General features: G+C 68.7%; 23 protein-coding genes. 12 read left to right on the top strand and 11 right to left on the bottom strand.

Annotated features, from left to right (window positions below; all coding sequences use genetic code 11):
• Positions 1-10 precede the first annotated feature (10 nt).
• Positions 11-526 (bottom strand): DUF305 domain-containing protein, encoded by a 516-nt coding sequence (locus ACIQF0_RS33810; RefSeq protein WP_360040085.1) that lies wholly within the window; start codon positions 524-526, stop codon positions 11-13.
• A 135-nt stretch (positions 527-661) separates the two neighbouring features.
• On the opposite strand from ACIQF0_RS33810, the gene ctaD reads away from it, so the two are divergent.
• From ctaD to ACIQF0_RS33770, 8 genes are all read left to right on the top strand, one after another.
• Entirely contained in the window at positions 662-2,452 is a 1,791-nt protein-coding gene (gene ctaD, locus ACIQF0_RS33805) for a cytochrome c oxidase subunit I (protein WP_360040088.1), read from the top strand.
• 80 nt (positions 2,453-2,532) lie between these two features.
• On the top strand, positions 2,533-3,747 hold the full coding sequence (gene serB, locus ACIQF0_RS33800; protein ID WP_401036376.1) for a phosphoserine phosphatase SerB: 1,215 nt from the start codon (positions 2,533-2,535) through the stop codon (positions 3,745-3,747).
• Positions 3,747-4,424: a peptidyl-tRNA hydrolase gene (locus tag ACIQF0_RS33795; protein WP_401036373.1), complete on the top strand. Its 678-nt coding sequence runs from the start codon at positions 3,747-3,749 to the stop codon at positions 4,422-4,424. The genes serB and ACIQF0_RS33795 overlap by 1 nt, the downstream gene beginning before the upstream one ends.
• 30 nt (positions 4,425-4,454) lie before the next feature.
• Entirely contained in the window at positions 4,455-5,834 is a 1,380-nt protein-coding gene (locus tag ACIQF0_RS33790; RefSeq protein ID WP_401036371.1) for a phosphatidylserine/phosphatidylglycerophosphate/cardiolipin synthase family protein, read from the top strand.
• Between the two features lie 22 nt (positions 5,835-5,856).
• Positions 5,857-6,429, top strand: a complete 573-nt coding sequence (locus tag ACIQF0_RS33785; RefSeq protein WP_401036368.1) for a bleomycin resistance protein — start codon at positions 5,857-5,859, stop codon at positions 6,427-6,429.
• 10 nt (positions 6,430-6,439) lie between these two features.
• A complete protein-coding gene (locus ACIQF0_RS33780; protein ID WP_360040103.1) occupies positions 6,440-6,745 on the top strand; it encodes a helix-turn-helix transcriptional regulator in 306 nt (101 codons plus the stop codon).
• Positions 6,742-7,041: a hypothetical protein gene (locus tag ACIQF0_RS33775; protein WP_401036366.1), complete on the top strand. Its 300-nt coding sequence runs from the start codon at positions 6,742-6,744 to the stop codon at positions 7,039-7,041. Before ACIQF0_RS33780 ends, ACIQF0_RS33775 begins: the two co-directional genes overlap by 4 nt.
• 48 nt (positions 7,042-7,089) lie before the next feature.
• Complete coding sequence (locus ACIQF0_RS33770) at positions 7,090-7,686, top strand: hypothetical protein (protein WP_401036364.1); 597 nt, start codon at positions 7,090-7,092, stop codon at positions 7,684-7,686.
• On the opposite strand, the gene ACIQF0_RS33765 is transcribed toward ACIQF0_RS33770, so the two are convergent.
• The 8 genes from ACIQF0_RS33765 to xrtP form a co-directional block, all read right to left on the bottom strand.
• Positions 7,655-9,574, bottom strand: a complete 1,920-nt coding sequence (locus tag ACIQF0_RS33765) for an ATP-dependent DNA helicase (protein WP_401036802.1) — start codon at positions 9,572-9,574, stop codon at positions 7,655-7,657. The two genes, ACIQF0_RS33770 and ACIQF0_RS33765, sit on opposite strands and share 32 nt — an antisense overlap.
• A 120-nt stretch (positions 9,575-9,694) precedes the next feature.
• Positions 9,695-10,075: a hypothetical protein gene (locus ACIQF0_RS33760; protein WP_401036363.1), complete on the bottom strand. Its 381-nt coding sequence runs from the start codon at positions 10,073-10,075 to the stop codon at positions 9,695-9,697.
• 39 nt (positions 10,076-10,114) lie between these two features.
• The gene (locus tag ACIQF0_RS33755; RefSeq protein WP_401036360.1) at positions 10,115-10,921 is read right to left on the bottom strand and encodes a TIGR04222 domain-containing membrane protein; all 807 of its coding nucleotides are present in this window, start codon (positions 10,919-10,921) and stop codon (positions 10,115-10,117) included.
• Positions 10,922-10,943: 22 nt separating this feature from the next.
• Positions 10,944-11,141, bottom strand: coding sequence for a hypothetical protein (locus ACIQF0_RS33750; protein ID WP_401036359.1), 198 nt, complete (start codon positions 11,139-11,141; stop codon positions 10,944-10,946).
• Between the two features lie 309 nt (positions 11,142-11,450).
• Positions 11,451-11,576 carry a hypothetical protein gene (locus ACIQF0_RS33745; protein WP_401036356.1) on the bottom strand — a complete coding sequence of 42 codons (126 nt, stop codon included), beginning with the start codon at positions 11,574-11,576 and terminating at the stop codon, positions 11,451-11,453.
• 31 nt (positions 11,577-11,607) lie between these two features.
• On the bottom strand, positions 11,608-12,108 hold the full coding sequence (locus tag ACIQF0_RS33740) for a biotin transporter BioY (protein ID WP_401036800.1): 501 nt from the start codon (positions 12,106-12,108) through the stop codon (positions 11,608-11,610).
• Between the two features lie 170 nt (positions 12,109-12,278).
• A complete protein-coding gene (locus tag ACIQF0_RS33735; protein ID WP_401036798.1) occupies positions 12,279-13,601 on the bottom strand; it encodes a glycosyltransferase in 1,323 nt (440 codons plus the stop codon).
• A 44-nt stretch (positions 13,602-13,645) separates the two neighbouring features.
• Positions 13,646-14,164 (bottom strand): exosortase P, encoded by a 519-nt coding sequence (gene xrtP / locus ACIQF0_RS33730; protein WP_360040120.1) that lies wholly within the window; start codon positions 14,162-14,164, stop codon positions 13,646-13,648.
• Positions 14,165-14,459: 295 nt separating this feature from the next.
• Between xrtP and ACIQF0_RS33725 the strand changes: the two genes are divergently transcribed.
• The 4 genes from ACIQF0_RS33725 to ACIQF0_RS33710 all read left to right on the top strand — a co-directional run bounded on the left by ACIQF0_RS33725 (position 14,460) and on the right by ACIQF0_RS33710 (position 17,562).
• A complete protein-coding gene (locus ACIQF0_RS33725; protein WP_401036353.1) occupies positions 14,460-15,224 on the top strand; it encodes a choice-of-anchor P family protein in 765 nt (254 codons plus the stop codon).
• 16 nt (positions 15,225-15,240) lie between these two features.
• Positions 15,241-15,432: an LPXTG cell wall anchor domain-containing protein gene (locus ACIQF0_RS33720; RefSeq protein WP_401036351.1), complete on the top strand. Its 192-nt coding sequence runs from the start codon at positions 15,241-15,243 to the stop codon at positions 15,430-15,432.
• Positions 15,433-15,499: 67 nt separating this feature from the next.
• The gene (gene wecB, locus ACIQF0_RS33715) at positions 15,500-16,672 is read left to right on the top strand and encodes a non-hydrolyzing UDP-N-acetylglucosamine 2-epimerase (protein ID WP_360040129.1); all 1,173 of its coding nucleotides are present in this window, start codon (positions 15,500-15,502) and stop codon (positions 16,670-16,672) included.
• Between the two features lie 221 nt (positions 16,673-16,893).
• Complete coding sequence (locus ACIQF0_RS33710) at positions 16,894-17,562, top strand: hypothetical protein (RefSeq protein WP_401036348.1); 669 nt, start codon at positions 16,894-16,896, stop codon at positions 17,560-17,562.
• A gap of 5 nt (positions 17,563-17,567) precedes the next feature.
• Here the strand turns inward: ACIQF0_RS33710 and ACIQF0_RS33705 are convergent, their stop codons facing one another.
• A complete protein-coding gene (locus ACIQF0_RS33705) occupies positions 17,568-18,107 on the bottom strand; it encodes an isochorismatase family protein (protein ID WP_401036346.1) in 540 nt (179 codons plus the stop codon).
• Position 18,108: 1 nt separating this feature from the next.
• On the bottom strand, positions 18,109-19,392 hold the full coding sequence (locus ACIQF0_RS33700; RefSeq protein ID WP_360040325.1) for a nicotinate phosphoribosyltransferase: 1,284 nt from the start codon (positions 19,390-19,392) through the stop codon (positions 18,109-18,111).
• Positions 19,393-19,427 lie beyond the last annotated feature (35 nt).

Here is a 19,427-nt window from a genome sequence, read left to right as displayed (position 1 = left end):
AAGGCTGGCATCAGCCCTGAGGGAGAAGCGACTCCATTTCCGCGATCTCCTTCTCCTGGTGACCGACGACGTCCTGGGCGAGCTTGCGGGTCTCGGGGTCGGTGCCGGCCGAGAGGTGCTTCTGCGCCATGTCCACGGCGCCGCGGTGGTGCTGGATCATCAGCGACAGCCACTGGCGGTCGAAGTCGGTGCCGTCCAGCTCCGCCAGGTTGCCCAGCTCGACCATGCCGTGCGACTCGGCGTGGCCGTGCGCGGTGTGCGACGACGCCTGCACCGGCGCGTTCCACGTGCGAAGCCAGCCGTTCATGCGGTCGATCTCGGGCTTCTGCGCGTCCGCGATGCGCTTGGCCAGATCGATCACGTGCGGGTTCTCCGTGCGCGACGCGACGAGGCCGGACATCTCCAGCGCCTGTTCGTGGTGCGGGACCATTCCCCGCGCGAACTCGACGTCCGCGGAGTTGTGCGTGGCGGGAGAGCCGCAGGCGGCCAGCAACAGGACAGAAGCGACAGCGAGCAATCGGAGCACGGCGGCAGGATACGTGTGACGTGCGCTACGCCGCTGGCCACCGGCCATGGCCCACCCGAATGGAGCTGATCGTCGCCGTCTAATATCCCGGGGAGTTTCCCGAACGAACTGGTCCCACCAAGGCCTGGAGGCACCGTGACGGCCGTAGCCCCGCAGCCGATCGCAACGCGTCCTTATCCGACGCGCACTGCGGTCAAGGGGTCCTTCCTGCTGCGGATGTTCCGCACCACGGACCACAAGCAAATCGGCATCATGTACCTGGTCACCTCGTTCGCCTTCTTCATGGTCGGCGGCGCGATGGCCATGCTGATGCGGACCGAGCTGGCCCGGCCCGGAATGCAGTTCCTCTCGCAGGAACAGTTCAACCAGCTCTTCACGATGCACGGCACCGTGATGCTGCTGCTGTACGCGACGCCGATCGTCTTCGGCTTCGCGAACTTCGTGCTGCCGCTGCAGATCGGTTCGCCCGACGTGGCGTTCCCGCGACTGAACGCCTTCTCGTACTGGCTCTACCTCTTCGGTGGCCTGATCGTGATGGCGGGCTTCATCACCCCCGGTGGTGCGGCTGACTTCGGCTGGTTCGCGTACACGCCGCTGAGCAACGCGATCCACTCGCCCGGCGTCGGCGCCGACCTGTGGATCTCCGGCCTGGTGGTCGGTGGTCTCGGCACCATCCTCGGCGCGGTGAACATGATCACCACCGTGGTCTGCCTGCGCGCGCCCGGCATGACGATGTTCCGGATGCCGATCTTCACCTGGAACATCCTGGTGACGTCGGTGCTGGTGCTGCTCGCGTTCCCGATCCTCACCGCGGCCCTGCTGGGCCTGCTGGCGGACCGGCATCTCGGCGCCCACGTGTTCGACCCCGCCAACGGCGGCGTGATCCTGTGGCAACACCTCTTCTGGTTCTTCGGGCATCCGGAGGTCTACATCGTCGCCTTGCCGTTCTTCGGCATCGTGTCGGAGATCTTCCCGGTGTTCAGCCGCAAGCCGATCTTCGGTTACAACGGCCTGGTCTACGCGACGCTCGGCATCGCGGCCCTGTCCGTCGCCGTGTGGGCGCACCACATGTACGCGACCGGCGCCGTGCTGCTGCCGTTCTTCGCCTTCATGACGTTCCTCATCGCGGTCCCGACCGGTGTGAAGTTCTTCAACTGGATCGGCACGATGTGGAAGGGGCAGTTGACGTTCGAGACGCCCATGCTGTTCAGCATCGGCTTCATCGTCACGTTCCTCTTCGGTGGTCTGTCCGGCATCCTGCTGGCCGCGCCCGCGATCGACTTCCACGTGTCGGACACGTACTTCGTCGTCGCGCACTTCCACTACGTGCTCTACGGCACGATCGTGTTCGCGACCTTCGCGGGTATCTACTTCTGGTTCCCGAAGATCACCGGCCGCTTCATGGACGAGCCGCTCGGCAAGCTGCACTTCTGGACGACGTTCCTCGGCTTCCACGCGACGTTCCTCGTCCAGCACTGGCTGGGCAACGAGGGCATGCCGCGCCGGTATGCCGACTACCTCGCGTCCGACGGCTTCACGACGCTGAACATGATCTCGACGATCGGCGCCTACATCCTGGGCGCGTCGACGCTGCCGTTCATCTGGAACGTCTTCCGGAGCTACCGCTTCGGCGAGGTCGTGAAGGTGGACGACCCGTGGGGCTACGGCAACTCGCTCGAGTGGGCCACCTCGTCCCCGCCGCCGCGGCACAACTTCACCGAGCTGCCCCGGATCCGTTCGGAGCGCCCGGCGTTCGAGCTGCACTACCCGCACATGATCGAGCGGATCCGGAACGAGGGCCACGTGTCCTTCACCGGCAAGACGATCGCGCACAAGGACGCGAAGGCGGCTCCGTCCGAGCTCGCTGCAGCGGCCATCAAGTCTGGTACGGCCTCCGAGAAGGAAGATCCGAACCACGACAAGTAACCTGCCATTAACAGGTTCAACGCTGAGCCCCGGTCGCTGTCGCGGTCGGGGCTCTTCGCGTCTTACGAGGAGACTGCGACGTGAAAACGCCCGTGCTCATCACCGTGACCGGCCCCGACAAGCCTGGTGTCTCCTCCGTGCTGTTCGCCGTGCTGACACGGCACGGTGTCGAGGTGCTGGACGTGGAACAGGTCGTGATCCGGGGCCGTCTGGTGCTCGGCGCGCTGGTCTCGACCGACCACGACCCCGAGGGCCTGCAGGAGTCGGTCGAGCAGGCCATGGCCACCGTCTCGATGCACGTGGAGATCGAGATCGGCGCGGACTCGAAGCGCACCGCGCGCCTGGAGTCGTCGCACGTGCTGATCGTGCTCGGCCGCCCGGTGACCGCGAAGGCGTTCACCGAGGTCGCGCGCCGGCTGGCGTCGCTCGGGGTGAACATCGACGCGATCCGCGGCGTCGCCGACTACCCCGTCACAGGCCTTGAGCTGCGCGTTTCGGTCGCGGACGACACGATGGAGAACGACACGCAGCTGCGGTCCGCGCTCGCCGAGGTGTCGGTGCGGGTGGGCCTCGACATCGCGGTCGAGCGCGCCGGCCTGACGCGGCGGGCCAAGCGCCTGGTGGTGTTCGACGTCGACTCCACGCTGATCCAGGGCGAGGTGATCGAGATGCTGGCCGCGCACGTCGGGTGCGAGGAGCAGGTGCGCGAGATCACCGAGGCCGCGATGCGCGGTGAGCTCGACTTCGCCGAGTCGCTGCGGCGCCGGGTGGCGTTGCTGGAGGGTCTCGACGAGAAGGTGCTGGAGGAGGTCGGGGCTTCGTTGGAGCTCACGGCCGGTGCGCGCACGACGATCCGCACGTTGAAGCGCCTCGGTTTCTTCTGCGGTGTGGTGTCCGGCGGCTTCACGTCGGTGATCACGGGCCTCGCGGACGAACTGCAGCTGGACTTCTGCGCGGCGAACACGCTGGAGGTCGTGGACGGCAAGCTGACCGGTCAGGTGATCGGCGAGATCGTCGACCGGCCGGGCAAGGCCGTGGCGCTGCGCCGGTTCGCTGAAGAGGTCGGCGTGTCGCTCGCGCAGTGCGTGGCGGTCGGTGACGGCGCGAACGACATCGACATGCTGAGTGCGGCCGGTCTGGGCATCGCGTTCAACGCCAAGCCGGCGTTGCGCGAGGTGGCCGACACGGCGCTGTCGCACCCGTTCCTGGACGCTGTGCTGTTCATCCTCGGTGTGACGAGGGCTGAGGTGGAGGCCGCGGACGCCGCGGACGGCTTGGAGCTGACTCGGCTGTGATGATTCTCGACCTGATCGCCTCCCGGAACTACGCGGAGGAGTCCGAAGTCCGCGCGATGCCGATGGTGTTGCGCATCGAACGTGTTGATCCGCCGTCCCGGACGGCGTTGCTGGAAGCCGCGGCCGCTTCGGCGGTCGCGGTGTGCCTCGACCCGCGCGCCGACGTCGGTGGCGAGTGGCACGAGGCCGTGCGGGCGTGGGTGGCAGGACGGATCCGCAAGGTGTCGCGGCGGGCCCGTGGCGTGCAGTGGGAGGCCGTGCAGGACCTGCCGGGCGTGACGATCACAGTGGACGGCGCGTCGGTCCGGTCGTTGCTGCCGGTGCTGGTGACCGAGACGCCTCGGGAGGTCGCCAAGCTGCAGATCTCCGGGTCCGACCTGCCTGCTGACGAGCCAGGAGCGGTGCCCGAGGGTGCGCGGCTGCTGTACGTGAACCCGCGCGTCGAGATGTCCGCCGGCAAGCTCGCGGCCCAGGTCGGGCACGCGTCGATGCTGCTCGCGCCGCGCCTGTCCGAGACCGACCTCAAGGCGTGGGCGTCGCTGGACTACCGGTGTGCCGTGCGGACGCCGTCCGTCGCGGAGTGGGACGCGCTGCTCGGTCGTGACGACGTCGTGGCGGTGCGGGACGCGGGTTTCACGGAGGTCGAGCCGGGCACGACGACGGTGATCGCCGTTTAGAAGCGCCCGAATCGGGTAAATCCGCGTGTCGTGGGCTTACTCGACGTTCTTGACGCCCGGCTCGGAGACGGGCTGGAGAACATGCTGTGCTCGCACCACACCCGTCGGTTGCGGCGGCTGGGGTGGGGCGACGTGCTGTCCGGTGACGGCACGGGGTCGTTCACCCCGCGCCGGCCGGTGCAGCACGGCAACAAGATCGAGATCCTGATCGACGGCGCCAACGCGTTTCCCGTCGTGGCGCAGGCGATCGAGAACGCGCAGAAATACGTGCACATCGCGAACTGGCACGCGTCGCCGGACTTCCAGCTGACCCGCGAGCCGGGTGCCCCGCAGTTGCGCGAGCTGCTTTCGGCTGCCGCGGAACGGGTTCCGGTGCGCGTGCTGCTCTGGGCCGGTCCGCCCTTCCCCATGTTCGAACCGACGCGCAAGCGTGCTTTGGCCGCCCAGAAGGCTTTCTGGGAATCCGGTGCCGTCCGGTGCGAGCTGGACGCGCGCGAGCGGACCCTGCACTGCCACCACGAGAAGATCGTGATCGTGGACGACGTGGCGTTCGTCGGCGGCCTCGACATGACCGCGGTGGAGGGCGACCGGCACGACTCGCCGGAGCACCCGCCACGTGACCTCGGCTGGCACGACCACGTGGCCAAGCTGCAGGGACCGGTCGTGGCCGAGGTTGCCGCGCACTTCGCCGCGCGCTGGCTGGAGATCGCGGGGGAGACCCTGCCCGCGCCCGTCGTGCCGCCCGAGGCCGGGTCGTCGTCGGTGCAGCTGGTCCGCACGATTCCGGAGAAGACCTACTCGTTCGCGCCGCACGGCGATTTCAGCCTGCTCGACGCTTACCTGCGGGCGTTGCGGTCCGCGGAGTCGTTGATCTACGTGGAGAACCAGTTCCTGTGGTCGCCGGAGATCACCGAGGTGCTGCTCGAGAAACTGAGCAACCCGCCGACGCCGGAGTTCCGGATGGTGTTGCTGCTGCCGCAGAAGCCCAGCAACGGCGCCGACACCACCCGTGGGCAGCTGGGCCGGTTGATCGACGCGGACACGGACAAGCGACTCGTGGCCGCAACCCTTGTCTCCCATGGAGACGCACCGGTCTACATTCACGCGAAACTGGCCATTGTGGACGATCGGTGGCTCACCGTGGGCTCGGCGAACCTGAACGAGCACTCGCTGTTCAACGACACCGAGGTCAACGTCGTGACTGACGATCCGGAGGTGGCCCGGTCGACCCGTCTGCGGCTGTGGACCGAGCACCTGGGTGCGGACGTCTCCGGGCCCGCGCACGTCGTGGTCGACGAGATCTGGCGGCCTGCTCTGGAGCGTCCGGCGCGGGTCACGCCGTTGCCCGGTGTGTCCCGCCGTGCCGGAAGATTGCAAGGACCGTTACGTGGATTGCTGGTCGACGGCTGACCTGCGCCGCTAGCGTGGCGGCGTGGCCAACGAGGTGACGATCCCGCTGCTGCCGTGTGCCTCCATCGACGAGGTGGCCGAGTTCTACGTGATGCTCGGGTTCACGGTCACGTACCGGCAGTACCGGCCGAACGCGTACCTGTCGGTGCGTCGTTCGGAAGTCAACCTGCACTTCTTCGGCATTCCGGGCTACGAGCCCGCCGAGTCGTACAGCTCGTGCCTGATCCAGGTCGAGGACCCGCGGGAGCTGTACGAGGCGTTCGCGCACGGCATGCGCGCGGTCTACGGGCAGGTGCTGCTCACGGGCATTCCGCGGATGACGCGGCCGCGGCGGGACGGGTTCCTGATGGTCGATCCCGGCGGCAACTGGATCCGGGTGGTGCCGGCCGTGCGCGAGCGGGAGGCCACGCGCAACGGGCTGACCAGGGCGTTGACCAACGCGGTGACGCTGGCGGGATCGCACGGGGCCGAGCGGCAGGCGTTGAAGATCCTCGAAGGGGCGCTGGTGCGGGAGGTGCACGCTTCGGAGGAGGAGCGGGCGTCGGCCTTGGAGTTCCGCGAAGAGCTGCTTGAACGGCTTAATCTACATAGGTAGTCTTAGTGGCGTGGAGCCACTGCAACGCATCGGCAAGGCCACCGTCGACGTGCTCGAGGTGCTGCTCGGCGCCGACGAGCCGCGCTGGGGCCTGGAGATCATCAAGCTCACCGGCAGGCCGTCCGGCAGCGTCTACCCGTTGCTGGACCGGCTGGAACGGGCCGGCTGGGTCACGTCCGCGTGGGATGACGACGCGGAACGGCGTGGGCCGCGCCGGCGGATGTATCGGCTGACCGGCGAGGGCGCCGCGGAAGCCCGTCGAGTCGTCGCTCGGGCGGCTCCGGCGCCTCGGTTCGTGCCGAGGACGGCGCAATGAGAGTCGCGTTGTTGTTGGTGCGGTTCGCGGCTTTGGTCGTGGGTGATGAGCGCTATCGCGAGCAGTGGGAAGCGGATGTCGTCGGCGCGCGCGAACTGGGTATGTCGCCGTTCGCGGTGGCGTTCGGGGCTGTGCGTGCCGCTGTTGCCATACCTTCGAAAGGGGCTGTCGTGGCTGGTGTTGGTCCGTTGGGCATCGCCTTGAAGCACGCGGGGACGTCGCGTGGGCGGGTGCTCGTGATCGCCGTTGTGTCGGCGTTGTTGTTGGTCGGCGGAGTGGTCATGCTGTTCGCATGAGCAAATAGCTCCGTGTCGTTTTGGCTGATCCGGGCATAGCTTCGGGCGGTGGCAAACGAACTGACGATTCCGCTCCTGCCTTGCAAAGACATCGACGAAATCGCGTCCTTCTACGAGATGCTCGGATTCTCGATCACCTATCGGCAGACGCGGCCGAACCCGTACGTCTGCATGCGGCTCGAGGACATCAACCTGCACTTCTACGGGATGGATGTGCATGTTCCGGAGCAGTCGCACAGCACGTGCGTGGTCATCGTGGAGGACACCGGGCCGCTGTACGAGGATTTCGCGGCTGGAATGCGTGCTGTGCACGGGAAGGTGCTCATCGCCGGCATTCCGCGGATGACCCGGCCCCGGTTGCGCAACGACCGGTACACCGGGTTCGCCGTCGTCGATCCGGCCGGCAACTGGATCCGGATCAGCAAGGCCACCCAGGAGCCCGAGGCTCAGACGAAACTGGCCCGTGCCATGGAGAACGCGGCACGGCAGGCGGACGCGCGCGGGAACGAGCAGCAGGCGTTGAAGATCCTCGAAGGCGCGCTGAAGCAAGCCGACGGTTCCGAACCGGAACTGCCGGAGGTTCGGGCCTACCGCGACGAACTGATCGAGCGGATCAGCGGGTCTGAGCCTCGTCCAGGCGCTTGAGGGCGCCGCGGACCACCTCGGGGTCGTAGGTGGTCCAGAACGGGGGGAGTGAGGCCCTGATGAATCCGCCGTAGCGAGCGGTGGCGATGCGCGGATCGAGGACGGCGACGACGCCCTTGTCCGACATCGACCGCAGCAACCGGCCCGCGCCCTGGGCCATCAGCAGGGCGGCGTGCGTGGCGGCGACGGTCAGGAAGCCGTTGCCGCCGCGTGAGCTCACCGCCTTCTGGCGGGCGGAGGCCAGCGGGTCGTCCGGCCTGGGGAACGGGATCCGGTCCATGATCACGAGTTGGAGGCTGGGGCCTGGCACGTCGACGCCCTGCCAGAGCGACAGCGTGCCGAAGAGACACGTGCGCTCGTCCTCGGAGAACTTCTTGACCAGCAGGCCCGTCGCGTCGTCGCCCTGGCACAGGATCGGGTACTCGAGCTTGTCCCGCAGCGCTTCGGTGGCCTGTTTCGCCGCGCGCGTCGAGGAGAACAGGCCGAGCGCGCGGCCGCCCGCCGCGTTCACCAGGCCCTCGATCTCGTCGAGGTACTCCTGCGGAAGGCCGTCGCGCCCCGGCTGCGGCAGATGCCTTGCCACGTAGAGGATGCCGCTCGTGCCGTGCTGGAACGGCGAGCCGACGTCGAGGCCGGACCACTTCGGACCGTCGATGTCCTTGTCGGTCGCCGCGCCCTCGATCTTGCGGACCTTCTCCGACGGCGGCAGGCCCCACTGCCGCGCCATCGTGTCGAAGGCGCCGCCGAGCGTCAGCGTCGCGGACGTCAGAACGGTGGTGCGCTTGGCGAACAGCCGTTCCCTGAGCAGGCCGCCCACGCCGAGCGGCGCGACCCTGATGGACGGAGCCTTCTGGTTGAAGTCGCCCGACACCCACACGACGTCGCGTTCCTCGTCGAACGCCTCCAGCACCCGCACCGCGCAGTCGTGGACCTCCTCCAGCAACGCCAGCGCGAGCTTGCGCGCCGTCGCCCCGTCCGGGTCCTCCTTGCGTTCCGACCCCATGGCCGTCATGCAGGCGTGCGCCGCGTCGCGGGTGGCCGCCAGCGCGCCCGCGAGAGCCCGGGGCAGCGCGTCCAGCCGCCCGGACGGCATGTCCTCGAGGATCATCGCCAGCCCGTCACTGGCCTCGGCCAGCCGGTCCGCGATGTCCTGGTCGATGAGACGCCCGCACCGCCGCGCCGCCATCGAGACGCTTGAGCCGCTCAGTTCCTCCGTGGCCACCGACGTGATGCGATCGACCAGGTCGTGCGCCTCGTCGATCACCACCACGTCGTGGTCGGGCAGAACCTGGTAGCCCTCCAACGCGTCGATGGCGAGCATCGCGTGGTTCGTGACCACCACGTCCGCCTTGCCCGCCTCGGCCCGCGCCCGTTCCGCGAAGCAGTCGGCCCCGATCGGGCACTTCGACACCCCGAGGCACTCCCGGGCCGTGACGCTGACCTGCCGCCACGCCTGCTCGCTGACGCCGGGCACCAGCTCGTCGCGGTCCCCGGTCTCGGTGTCCGACGACCACTCGTGCAGCCGCTTCACCTCGCGCCCGAGCTTCGACACCGCGAACGGGTCGAACAGCGCGTCCTCCTCCGGCTCGTCCGGAGCCCCGTTGTGCACGCGGTGCATGCACAGGTAGTTCCTGCGCCCCTTGAGGATCGCGAACGTGGGCTCCCGCCCCAGATCCTTCTTCAGCGCCTTGGACAGCCGCGGCAGATCCCGGTCGACCAGCTGCCGCTGCAACGCGATCGTGGCCGTCGAGACCACCACGGTCTCGGCCTCGGCCACCGCGTGCCGGATGGACGGCACCAGGTAGGCCAGCGACTTGCCGGTACCCGTGCCCGCCTGCACCGCGAGATGCTCGCCCGTGCGGATCGAGTGGTCGACGGCCTCGGCCATCTCCACCTGACCAGGACGCTCCGCGCCACCCACGGCGTGGACGGCGGTTTCGAGCAGGCTCAGGGTGGGGGGAACTTCAGGCACGAGACAGACCGTACCCGGCAGGTCCGACAGTCTCGGTCAGGAGTCGCTGACAGGTCCGCGCCACCGGTAGATCGACAGGTGGTAGCCGCTTCCGGTCAGACTGCTGACCAAGTCCCCGTCCGGGGCGGCGAAGCGAACTTCCCGGATCTCGTCGTTGCTGAGGTACGCGCGCTCGACGGGAAAAGCGGTGCCTTCGCGGTCGATTCGGCTGGCGAGCTGGCCTCCGAGGTACTCGGCCAGGCTGTTCCGGAGTCCTAGGCCCGCCCCGCCGAGAACTTTGCCCAACCGCTCCGCGAGGCCGGGGTGAGCGCGTTCCAGCTTGATCGCGAGCTGGTAGGCGGTCATGTAGGGCCGGCCGTCCTGCCGCAGCGCCGCCGTCACCTTGGGCAGAAGGTCGTGCTCGTCCCACTTGCTCATGCCGCGCCTGTCGGGTTCGGCGCTCAGGCCGTTACGACGTCAGTCGCCGCCGCCTCCACCACATCCGCCGCCACAGCCGCCGCCTCCGCAACCGCCGCCGCTGTCACCCGACGAACAGCCGCTGTCGGACGAGCAACCGCCCCCGCAGCTGCTGCTGGTCGTCGTGTCGCGGCCCGGCAGCGTCGCGATCATGACCGCGCTGAGGCCGAACATGCCGGCGACCGCGACCCCGCCGATCCGGCCGCGCAGTCCGCGCACGGCGACCGCGCCCACCGGGTCCTGCGCGCTCACCCGGCGCTTGGCCCGTTTCAGCAGGACGTAGCCGGCCCTGGTGCGCAGGCGGCCCGGCTCGCGGGCCTTCAGGACCAGGGCCCAGACGAGCGCTACCGCGGCGGCCGCGAAGAAGTACCAGAACGGGAACTCGGTCAGCGGCGGGCCGAAGTCCAGGAACTCCACCAGGAGGTGCGGAGCCACGGCGCTCATCACCCCGGCGATCATGAGCACCGGCGCTGCCAGGAACAGCCACGGGTAGAGGCGGGGGCGCATCGAGCGGCGGCGCCGGAGCAGGCCGCGGTTGATCAGGTGTGCGCGCAGGCCCTCCGCCTCCGGCGAGCTGAACGCGCCGAGGATGACGTCGTTCAGGTGGCGGCCGTGGCGCAGGCCTTGCAGGATCTGCGCCTCCAGCGGGGTCGCCGGGCGGGCGCCGGGCACGTGGACGGCGCTAAGCAGGCCCTCGCGCGAGACCCGGACGAGGCCGACCTGGATCAGGCGGGCCAGGGCCACCTCGGCCGCGCGGGCCGGGCCGCCTGCCAGGCAGCCCAGCTCTTCGGGGGTATGCGTGGTCACGCGGATTTCTCGGCCGCGGAGGTCAGGTCGTTACGTCGGCCAGGATTCGGTCGAACAGAACGAGGGCGGCCTGGGCGTGCGCGACCGTCAGAGGCACGTCCGAGCCCTGCCGGGAGGCCACCAGGTCGAGGATCGGCAGGTCGGGCCAGCGGGCGGCGGCCAGTTCACCGGCGCGCGACTTGCCGGCGATCTTGAACGGCGGCGAGAGGCAGGGCCCCACCCTCCCGGGGGCTGACCGCCACGCAGTCACAACCTCAAGCTAGCCGCGCCAGCGAGCTGTCAAGGCCCCGTTCGGCGATCTGTGGACAACTCGAACTTCGCGGCGAGGTTGTCCACAGATTGGCAGGCAGCGCCTTGACAAGGCGATTTCGCGAATAGGCTGGAGGCGTTGGCCGGTCTGCCCCCTTGGGAGGGCGGGGCCCTGCCCACCGCGCGAGAGTGCCTTGGCGACCACATCGGCGGCGCAACCGGCTCCATCACCTGGACCGCAAGCGCAGCGGGCCATCCGCGCACTCCATTGTGGACGCGGTCAGCTCGCGTGGAGCTCGATCACGACGTCCAGGTCCGAGTCGGCGACGACGTCGTCCAGCACGGTCGACCCATGAACATGCGCGCCTGCCACAAGACCCGGCAGACGCGCATCCAAGAACGACAAGTACTCCCCAGGTGTCACCACCCGGTCCAAACTACCGGCGGCGCACGAGGGCCCAGGCTCCCGGCAGCACGCCCGCGGCCAGCGCGATCTTCAGTGCGTCACCGATCAGGAACGGCAGCACTCCCACGGCCAGGGCCTTGCCGAACGACATCCCGGTCATCGCCATCAGCCACGGCACGCCGACTGAGTAGATCGCCAGGTTGCCCAGCGCCATCGTTCCCAACGTGCGCAACGGCGTACGGTCGCCGCCGCGGCCGGCCAGGTAGCCCACGAGAGCACCGGCGAACACGAAGCCGACGACGTAACCGAGCGAGACCGGAACGCCGGACGAGCCGCCCTGGAACCACGGCACGCCCGCGACGCCCACGATCAGGTACAGCAGCATCGAGGTCGCTCCGCGCTGCCAGCCGAGGGAGGCGCCGACGAGCAGGGCGGCGAACGTCTGGCCCGTCAGCGGAACCGGGCTGCCGGGGATCGGCAGCGCCACCTGGGCGGCGAGACCGGTGAAGGCAGCACCGGCGACGACCAGCATCAGGTCGCGGGCCAGTGCGCCCGGCACGAAGTCGGCGAGCACGGTGCGACGGGGCGCGAGTGCGAGAGCCACGTTCCCTCCCAGACGGAATCGAGTGAACCGAGGTTAACCACGGAAGCTCGAGAACGTCTTTGTTCGATCTCCACAAAGTGACCGGTCACACACGCCCGTCACACGTCGAGCGCGACCTTGCCCGCCACCCGGTCCTCGTTGCGGCGCGTTTTGGTCCAACCGTTGTTGCCGCGCACCAAACGGATCAACGCGCGCCACGACGTGATGTAGAAGGTGTAGATGTACAGCGCGTAGCCGAATCCGTACGCAACGGACTTCCAGAACCCAACGGGCACACAGCGTGCGCGGTACACCGGTCCCCACAGGACGAACGGCATGAGCCCGAACGCGCCGTACACGGTGAAGAGGATCCAGGCGCCGTCGAAGAACCACGACACGACTTCGGTGGGGGACACCGCGAACCGGTACGCCATCATCGCCATCGGAATCGGGTAGATGAGCGTGCCGAGCAACTGCATCCACGGTTGGGCGAGGTAGTACATCATCTCCGCCGCGCCCAACGTGGTCAGGTGCTCGGAGTCCCAGATGCGCCGCAGATAACGCATGCACTGCATGGTTCCCTGGCCCCATCGCGTGCGTTGCGCCAAGAAGCGTCGCAACGAGTACAGCGCCTCCTGGTTCACGTGCGTGTCCAACGAGAAACCGGTGTGCCAGCCCGCGGTCAGCAGGTGCACGCCGAGCTCGAAGTCCTCCAGCAACGAGCCGCGCCACGGGCTTCCGGTCGGTCCCGCGATCGAGTCCAAAGCGGACAGCCGGGTGAACTGACCGTTGCCGCCCATGGAGATCGTGCCGGTGGCACCGCGCGACATCTGAATCGCCGCGATGGCCGTGCGGAACTCCAGGTCCTGCATCCGCACGAGCCCGGCACCGAACGCGCGCCGCCACCACGTCACGCCCGGCTGCCGCTGACCCGCGTTGATCATCCGCACGTCCACCTGCACGGCGCCGATCCGCGGGTTGCCGAAAAGATGGCCGGCCGCACAGACTTCCAGGCAGTTCGGCGCCGGTCGGCCGTCCGCGTCCACCACCACGACGATCGCGCGGTCGGCGTCCGCGCGCCGGCCCATCCACATCTTCAACGTGCGGTACGCGTCGTTCAGCGCGTTTCCCTTGCCGGTGCGGGCGTACGGGCGTTGGCGTTGCACGAGGTGGATCTGCGGGTCCCGGATACCGCCGTTGCGCTTCAACGTCCGCACGACTCCGGCGGTGCGGTCGTCGGAGTCGTCGTCGATGACCCACACGTGCGCGATGGGGAAAGTGCCCCGCAGGTACCGGATCGTGTCGCCGATGACCGCCTCCTCGTCGCGGCACGGCACGAAGAAGTGCCACTCCAACGACGAAGGTTCACCGATGGGCGCGGGTTTGCGCCGCAGGTACGGGATCACGATCACGAACACGTACGTCACGAAGGCGACGCTCATCGTCAGGGCGAGCGCCTGCGTGAACCCGAGAACGAGGTCGAGGCTCACTTGCGCGTGGCCAGCCAGACGAACGCGACCAACGCCGCCGCGCCACCGAACACGCTCACCATCGAGCCGAGCAGGGTGTGACCCCAGTAGTAGCCGGTGTCGACGCCCAGCCACTGCACCAGGCCCACCAGCGTCAGCACCCGGAACTGGTTGACGATCACGACCGCGAGCGCGGCGACCCCCAGCGCGAACAGCACGCGGTTCTGGATGCGCGGGCGCAACGCGATCATCACGGCGCCGACCACGATCAGCGGCAGCACCAGGAACGCGGACGTGCACTCCGGCGTCATCCGCAGGCCCAGCGGGGTGTCCGAGCCCAGTCCGAAGTAGACGGTCTGGCGTTCGGGGATCACGTCCACGCCGTAGGAACTGATGACGCTCAGGACGGCGCCGGACAGCGAGATCTCGGCCGTGCGGTACAGGCGGTGTGCGAACACGAGTCCCGCGGCTACGGCGAGCAGGACGACCACCGTCACCCGGCTCGGGAATGTGGCGCGGCGCAGGGCAAGCGTCACCCGAGGATCCTTTCCACCGATGAGGGAGCGCCCAGACGGGCTACTTGACGTTCCATCGGTAGACGCAACGTCATCCCTCACCCCCGGATCGGGTGACGCCGTAACCGGAAATTGATCAAAAAAGCCACGATGGGTGGCGCCGACTGGGCGAGTCGAGTGGTCGTGTCGCCCGATACGGGGAGTAACCCTCAGTTCCCTCGAAATAACGCCGATGCCGGTAATTGCCCCCGGAAAGCGTGAAACCACATTGGTATCAACGCGCCCTGGGGCCGGAGGAATCAAGGGAAGGAGTTTCATGCGTGTCCGAATGACGGGACTGGCTGGAGTCATCGCGATTGCCGCACTCCTGGTCGGTGCCGCACCTGCTTCGGCCGCTCCGGGGGACGCCTCGGCTTACGGTGCGAGGCTCAACGTGACGCTGCTCGGCAGCCCCGCGGTCAACGCGGAGCCTTTCGCCGCAGCCAATGCGAACGGTCCGACGCAGAACACGTTCGCAGGCGTCGACCTCACCGGGATCCTGAAGACCGGTGTCATCAACGCTTCTGCGTCACGAGACGAGAAGTCCGGCGGCGTCTACTCGCGGGCGAGCACCGCGGACGTCCGGGTCGACCTGCTGTCCAAGGTCACCGGCAAGATCTCCGCCGAACTGGTGGAGGCGGAGTGCACGGCGACCCAGAAGGGCCTCGCCGGCAAGTCCAAGCTCGCGGGCGTGAACCTCGGCAAGCTCGGCCAGGTCAACGCCGATCCGGCGGCCAACACCAAGCTCGACGTGCAGCTGGCCGGAATCAAGATCGCTGAAGTGATCTTCAACGAGCAGATCAAGAACGACGACGGCAGCCTCACCGTGAACGCGATTCACATCAAGCTGCTGCAGGGCGTGCTCGGCGGCATCGGCACGGGCGACGTGATCCTCTCGTCCGCCACGTGCGGCCCCGCGGGCCTGCCCATTCCGATGGCGTCGGGGGCGGGCCTGTGGATCGGCCTCGGCCTGCTCGGTGTCGTCGCCGCTCCGGTCGCGTTCGTGGCGCTGCGCCGTCGCGCGTCGCTCAACCCGGCCTGATCGAGGAGAGCGGCGGATGTACAAGGTCCCCGGTACGGGCGTTGGTGTCGGCACGAGCGTGGGCGCCCTCGCGGTCACCGGTGCGGACGTGACGTGGTGGATCGTCGTCGGCGTCGTGCTCTTGCTCGCTGGTGCGTTCCTCATGCACAGCACGCGCAAGAAGCGCCGAGCGGCCCCGATCCAGGTCAGACCGAACCGAGCTGGCTGACATGGTCCGCCTGGGGTTGCCCCCGGCCCCAGGCGGACCTCCCGGTCTCCCCGAGAAGAGGACAACGGTGAGGAAAGAAGTTCTGCTCGTGGCCGGCACCCGGCCGGAAGCACTGAAGATCGCCCCGGTCGCCATCGCGCTGAAGGGACACCCCGGCCTCCGTCCCACGGTCGTCCACAGCGGACAGCACGCCGACATGGTCGACCAGGCGCTGCGCGCGTTCGACCTGGAACCGGACGTGCGGCTGGACGTTCCGCGCGTAACCGGGACGCAGGCCGAGCTGGTCTCCCGGTTGCTGCCCGAGTTCGACGCCCTGCTGGAGGAGCGGGACCCGGCGGTCACCCTCGTGCAGGGCGACACCACGACGACCCTGGCCGCGGCGCTGGCCTCGTTCTGGCGCGGAATCCCCGTGGCCCACCTGGAAGCCGGTCTGCGCACCGGCGACCTGTACGGCCCGTTCCCCGAGGAGGGGAACCGGCAGATGATCTCCCGCATCACGTCGTTGCACCTCGCGCCGACCGACGACGCCGCGAACGCGCTGAACACCGAATCCCTGCCGGACAGCCACATCGTCGTCACCGGCAACACCGTCGTGGACGCCGTGCAGCGCGTCGCGTCCCAGGACCTGCCCGCGGCCAGCCCGGACGTCGTCGCCCTGGAACGCTCCCTGGACGCCACCGGCGGCCGCCTCATGCTCGTCACCGTGCACCGCCGTGAGTCGTGGGGCCGTCCGCTCATGCGCGTGCTCAACGCCGTGCGCGCCATCGCCGACCGTCACCCCGACCTGCACGTGCTGATCCCCGCGCACCCGAACCCCGGTGTGCGCGAACAGGTCGTGTCGCTGCTGGGCGGCCACGAGCGCGTCGTGATCACCGACCCGCTCGACTACCCGGACCTGGTGCGCGTGCTGCGCCGCTCGGCCCTCGTGCTGACCGACTCCGGCGGCATCCAGGAGGAGGCGCCGACGTTCGGCGTGCCGGTGCTGGTGCTGCGCGAGACCACCGAACGCATGCTCGCCGTCGACGCCGGGTGCGCCTGGCTCGTCGGCACCGACACCACCCGCATCCTCGCCGAGGCGGGCTGGGTGCTCGGCTCCCGGCTGCGGCTTCCCCTGGGGCGCAACCCGTTCGGCGACGGGCGTGCCGCCGTGAGGGTGTGCTCCGCGTTGGAGAGGCTGGCCGGCCTCCCTACCGCCCTGCCGCGCCGGGAGCCGTTCGCCACGCTGGCCGGGGTCCGCTAGGGCTCCGTGCCGGCGGTGAGATTCCGGTCAATTCCAGTGGCGAAAGCGGGTGATCCTCAGCTTAATCGTGACTTCCTTTGGTGACGAACAGCTCGCCAGTCACCGGTTCGGGTAATTGCGAATTCACGAACGGGTGACATGGGGTGCCGAGCTGCCGTCATCACGGGACGGCACCACGATTATCGGTCGGTGGAATCGAACACCAGGCGAGAGGACTTGAAGTGCGCAGGAGTTTGATCGCCGGAGCCGTGATCGCGTTGACGTTCGCGACAGCGGCTCCCGCGTTCGCCAGCAACCCGCCGGGCACCGCGTCGTCGGGTTCCGCCGACTTCGCCAAGGCGGACCAGACGTTCAAGGTCGCCCCGCTCGCGGTGTGCGACGTGAATCCGGACGAGGCGGGCACCGTCACCGGCGCCAGCCCCGCTGTGAGCAGGACCGGGCTCAAGATCGGTGAGACCAGTTCGTCCTGCGCGACCGAGGTCGTGGACGCCTCCCAGTTCCTCACCAGGACCAAGTCGGTGGCCAAGGGCGCGGGCTTCGACCTGTCCGCGCTCGCCGGACTGTCCGGCGGGAACAAGGGACCGCGGCTCAAGATCGCCGAGTGGACGATCACCTGTGACGCCACCGAGAAGGGCACCAGCGCCGGCTGGGAGCTCAAGGGCATGTCCGGGTGGACCGGGCTGCCGCAGAACATCACGCCCGGCTACGTGCACGACGTCAAGGCCACCAACGGAACCGTGCTCGCCAAGGCCAAGTTCACCGACACGGTGTTCCCGGTGCCGAACGACGGCAGCATCGCGATGACGCTGTTGAAGATCACCTTCGAACCGTCGTCCGGCTACACCGGCAGCATCACCGTCGGCACGGTGGCCTGCTCGCCGACTCCGTAGAGGACTCAGACGACACCGACACCCGCGGCGAGCAGTTCCTCAACTGCGGCGTCGCGGGTCGTCGGTGAGACCGCCGCGGTGAGGTCGACGAGGACCGTCGTGCGGAAGCCGTTGCGCTGCGCGTCCAGGGCCGTGGCGCGGACGCAGTGGTCGGTCGCGATGCCGACGACGTCCACATCGGTCACGCCGTTGTCCGTCAGCCAGCCCGCGAGGTCGTTCTCCGCCTCGAAACCCGAGTAGGCGGCGGCGAACCGGCCCTTCGAGAAGACCTGTTCCACGCGTGCGACGTCGAGCTCCGGGTGGAACGACGCGCCGGGCGTGCCCGCCACGCAGTGCACCGGCCACGAGTCGATGAAGTCCGGCGTCAGGGAGAAGTGCGAGCCGGGATCCACGTGGTAGTCGCGCGTCGCCACGACGTGGTCGTACGGCGTAGTGGCGATGTGCTGCGAGATGGCCGCGGCGACGGCCGCACCGCCGTTGACGGCCAGCGAACCGCCCTCGCAGAAGTCGTTCTGGACGTCGACGACGATCAGTGCCTTGGTCATGTCAGCCTTCCAGGTAGATCGTCGGGATCGCGGGCTCACCGCGCGAGAGCTTGAGGCCCTCCCACGGCACGCTCACCAGCGCCGCGCGCAGGCGTTCGCGGTTCTGCTCCAGCGTGGGGACCTCGTCGGTGATCTGCCCGCCACGCATCAGCGGAATCTGCACGAGCCTGTCGTACGGGCCGAGTTCGGGTTCGGCCGAGGCCTGGAACACGACCTCCTCCAGTGCCGTGCCGGTGTCCTTGTGGCGGCGCAACGCCTTCTTCCAGCCGCCGCGCGACTGCTTCGACGTGCTGCGCTTCTCGACGTGCCTGCCGTCGACCTCGACCAGCTTGTAGACCATGCCCGCGGTCGGCGCGCCCGAGCCGGTCACGACCGACGTGCCGACGCCGTACGCGTCCACGGGCTCGGCGCGCAGGGCGGCGATCGCGTACTCGTCGAGGTCGCTGGACACGACGATCCGGGTGTTGCGGGCGCCCAGCGAGTCGAGCTGGTCGCGGGCCTGCCTGGCCATCACGCCCAGGTCGCCCGAGTCGATCCGGATCGCGCCGAGGTCGGGACCGGCCACCGCGACGGCCGTCTTGATGCCCTCGCTGATGTCGTAGGTGTCGACCAGCAGCGTCGTGCCGACACCCAGCGCTTCGACCTGGCTGCGGAAGGCCTCTTCCTCGGAGTCGTGCAGCAACGTGAACGCGTGCGCGCACGTGCCGGCCGTCGGGATGCCGTGACGGCGGCTCGCCTCGAGGTTGGAGGTCGCGTGGAAGCCCGCCAGGTACGCCGCGCGGGCGCACGCCACGGCGGCTTCCTCGTGCGTGCGGCGCGAACCCATCTCGATCATGTGGCGGCCGTTCGCGGCGGTCACCATGCGGGCGGCGGCGGACGCGATCGCGCTGTCGTGGTTGAGGATCGAGAGCGCGAGCGTCTCCAGCACGACGCCCTCGGCGAACGACGCGCGGACCGTCAGCACCGGCGAACCGGGGAAGTACAGCTCGCCCTCGGGGTAGCCGTCGATCTCGCCGGAGAACCGGTAGTTCGCGAGCCATTCCAAGGTGGAATCGTCGACCACGGCGTTGCGGCGCAGCTGGTCGATCTCCTCCTCGCCGAAGTGGAAGGCCTCGATCGCGTCGAGCAGCCTGTTCGTGCCCGCGACCACGCCGTAGCGCCGTTCGTTCGGAAGCCTGCGGGCGAACAGCTCGAACACGCACGGACGGTCACCAGTGCCGTCACGCAGCGCGGCCGCGAGCATGGTGAGCTCGTAGTGGTCTGTCAGCAACGCCGTCGAGTTCATGGTCACCAACCCTAAGGTCGCATCCGGTTTACCCG

This window comes from Lentzea sp. NPDC092896, assembly GCF_044754905.1.
In the GTDB taxonomy this organism is placed as follows: domain Bacteria; phylum Actinomycetota; class Actinomycetes; order Mycobacteriales; family Pseudonocardiaceae; genus Lentzea.
Note: the sequence above shows the minus strand (reverse complement) of the source record. Positions and strands in the feature narration are given on the sequence as shown.